This window comes from Nocardia wallacei (assembly GCF_029868745.1).
Lineage (GTDB): Bacteria > Actinomycetota > Actinomycetes > Mycobacteriales > Mycobacteriaceae > Nocardia > Nocardia wallacei_B.
Map to the genome: position 1 here is coordinate 1 of NZ_JARWOP010000326.1, position 2843 is coordinate 2843.

2 rRNA genes are annotated in these 2843 nt (G+C 56.8%); both read left to right on the forward strand.

Features of this window, described 5'->3' with window-relative positions:
- Positions 1-2653, forward strand: a 23S ribosomal RNA gene (locus QH470_RS30620); the annotation flags it as partial.
- Positions 2654-2721: 68 nt separating this feature from the next.
- Positions 2722-2838, forward strand: a 5S ribosomal RNA gene (gene rrf / locus QH470_RS30625).
- The last annotated feature ends 5 nt before the right edge of the window (positions 2839-2843 follow it).

Genomic DNA, 2843 nt, shown 5'->3' on the forward strand with positions numbered 1-2843 from the left:
CCCGAGTAGCAGCGGGCCCGTGAAATCTGCTGTGAATCTGCCGGGACCACCCGGTAAGCCTGAATACTCCCTGGTGACCGATAGCGGACTAGTACCGTGAGGGAAAGGTGAAAAGTACCCCGGGAGGGGAGTGAAATAGTACCTGAAACCGGACGCTTACAATCCGTCAGAGCCCTCGTTGTGGGGTGATGGCGTGCCTTTTGAAGAATGAGCCTGCGAGTCATCGGTGTGTGGCGAGGTTAACCCGTGTGGGGGAGCCGTAGCGAAAGCGAGTCCGAATAGGGCGTTTGAGTCGCATGTCATGGACCCGAAGCGGAGTGATCTACCCATGGCCAGGGTGAAGCGTCGGTAAGACGACGTGGAGGCCCGAACCCACTTAGGTTGAAAACTGAGGGGATGAGCTGTGGGTAGGGGTGAAAGGCCAATCAAACTCCGTGATAGCTGGTTCTCCCCGAAATGCATTTAGGTGCAGCGTCACGTGTTTCACACTGGAGGTAGAGCTACTGGATGGCCTAGGGGGCCTACAAGCTTACCGAAGTCAGCCAAACTCCGAATGCCGGTGTGTGAGAGCGTGGCAGTGAGACTGCGGGGGATAAGCTTCGTAGTCGAGAGGGAAACAGCCCAGATCGCCGGCTAAGGCCCCTAAGCGTGTACTAAGTGGAAAAGGATGTGAGATCGCTGAGACAACCAGGAGGTTGGCTTAGAAGCAGCCACCCTTGAAAGAGTGCGTAATAGCTCACTGGTCAAGTGGTCTTGCGCCGACAATGTAGCGGGGCTCAAGTACACCGCCGAAGCCGCGGCACTCAGACATTATCTTGCCTTCGGGCCAGGAGTCTGGGTGGGTAGGGGAGCGTCCTGCAGCCGGGGAAGCGCCGGAGTGATCCAGGTGTGGAGGCTGTGGGAGTGAGAATGCAGGCATGAGTAGCGAAAGACGAGTGAGAAACTCGTCCGCCGGATGACCAAGGGTTCCTGGGCCAGGTTAATCCGCCCAGGGTGAGTCGGGACCTAAGGCGAGGCCGACAGGCGTAGTCGATGGACAACGGGTTGATATTCCCGTACCCGTGTATCCGCGCCCAATGGCGAATCAGTTGTGCTAACCGTCCTGAACTGGCGGGATCTCCTTCGGGAGACCCAAGAGGGATGCACGGGATCCTGGCTGTAGTAGTCAAGCGATGGGGTGACGCAGGAAGGTAGCTGGGCCCGGTGGTGGATTACCGGGTGTAAGCCTGTAGGGCGTTGTGTAGGCAAATCCGCACAGCATGTGCCTGAGAGGTGATGCGTAGCCGTTGAGGTGAATTCAGTGATCCTATGCTGCCGAGAAAAGCCTCTAGTGAGTTGGTACACGGCCCGTACCCCAAACCGACACAGGTGGTCAGGTAGAGAATACCGAGGCGATCGAGAGAACTGTGGTGAAGGAACTCGGCAAAATACCTCCGTAACTTCGGGAGAAGGAGGGCCCGGTCCGGTGACAGCCCTTGCGGCTTGAGCTGGGTTGGGTCGCAGAGACCAGAGAGAAGCGACTGTTTACTAAAAACACAGGTCCGTGCGAAGTCGTAAGACGAGGTATACGGACTGACGCCTGCCCGGTGCCGGAAGGTTAAGAGGACCGGTTAGCCCTTTCGGGGGCGAAGCTGAGAATTTAAGCCCCGGTAAACGGCGGTGGTAACTATAACCATCCTAAGGTAGCGAAATTCCTTGTCGGGTAAGTTCCGACCTGCACGAATGGCGTAACGACTTCTCTGCTGTCTCCACCACAGACTCGGCGAAATTGCAGTACGAGTAAAGATGCTCGTTACGCGCGGCAGGACGAAAAGACCCCGGGACCTTCACTATAGCTTGGTATTGGTGTTCGGTACGGTTTGTGTAGGATAGGTGGGAGACTGTGAAAGCGGCACGCTAGTGTCGTGGGAGTCGTCGTTGAAATACCACTCTGGTCGTATTGGACTTCTAACCTCGGACCGTGATCCGGTTCAGGGACAGTGCCTGGTGGGTAGTTTAACTGGGGCGGTTGCCTCCTAAATGGTAACGGAGGCGCCCAAAGGTTCCCTCAGCCTGGTTGGTAATCAGGTGTTGAGTGTAAGTGCACAAGGGAGCTTGACTGTGAGACAGACATGTCGAGCAGGGACGAAAGTCGGGACTAGTGATCCGGCACCGGCGTGTGGAAGCGGTGTCGCTCAACGGATAAAAGGTACCCCGGGGATAACAGGCTGATCTTCCCCAAGAGTCCATATCGACGGGATGGTTTGGCACCTCGATGTCGGCTCGTCGCATCCTGGGGCTGGAGTAGGTCCCAAGGGTTGGGCTGTTCGCCCATTAAAGCGGCACGCGAGCTGGGTTTAGAACGTCGTGAGACAGTTCGGTCTCTATCCGCCGCGCGCGTTAGAAACTTGAGGAAGGCTGTCCCTAGTACGAGAGGACCGGGACGGACGAACCTCTGGTGTGCCAGTTGTTCCGCCAGGGGCATGGCTGGTTGGCTACGTTCGGAAGGGATAACCGCTGAAAGCATCTAAGCGGGAAGCCTGTTCCTAGATGAGGTTTCTCACCACCTTCGAGTGGGTAAGGCCCCCAACAGATTATTGGGTTGATAGGCCGGAACTGGAAGCGCAGTAATGTGTGGAGGTGACCGGTACTAATAGGCCGAGGGCTTACCAACGAAGATGTTACGCGTCCACTGTGCGGTATCTGAAACAACACACGATTGTGTGGATAGTTTCATAGAGTTACGGCGGTTATAGCGGTGGGGAAACGCCCGGTCCCATTCCGAACCCGGAAGCTAAGCTCACCTGCGCCGATGGTACTGCACTCGACAGGGTGTGGGAGAGTAGGACACCGCCGGAACATAC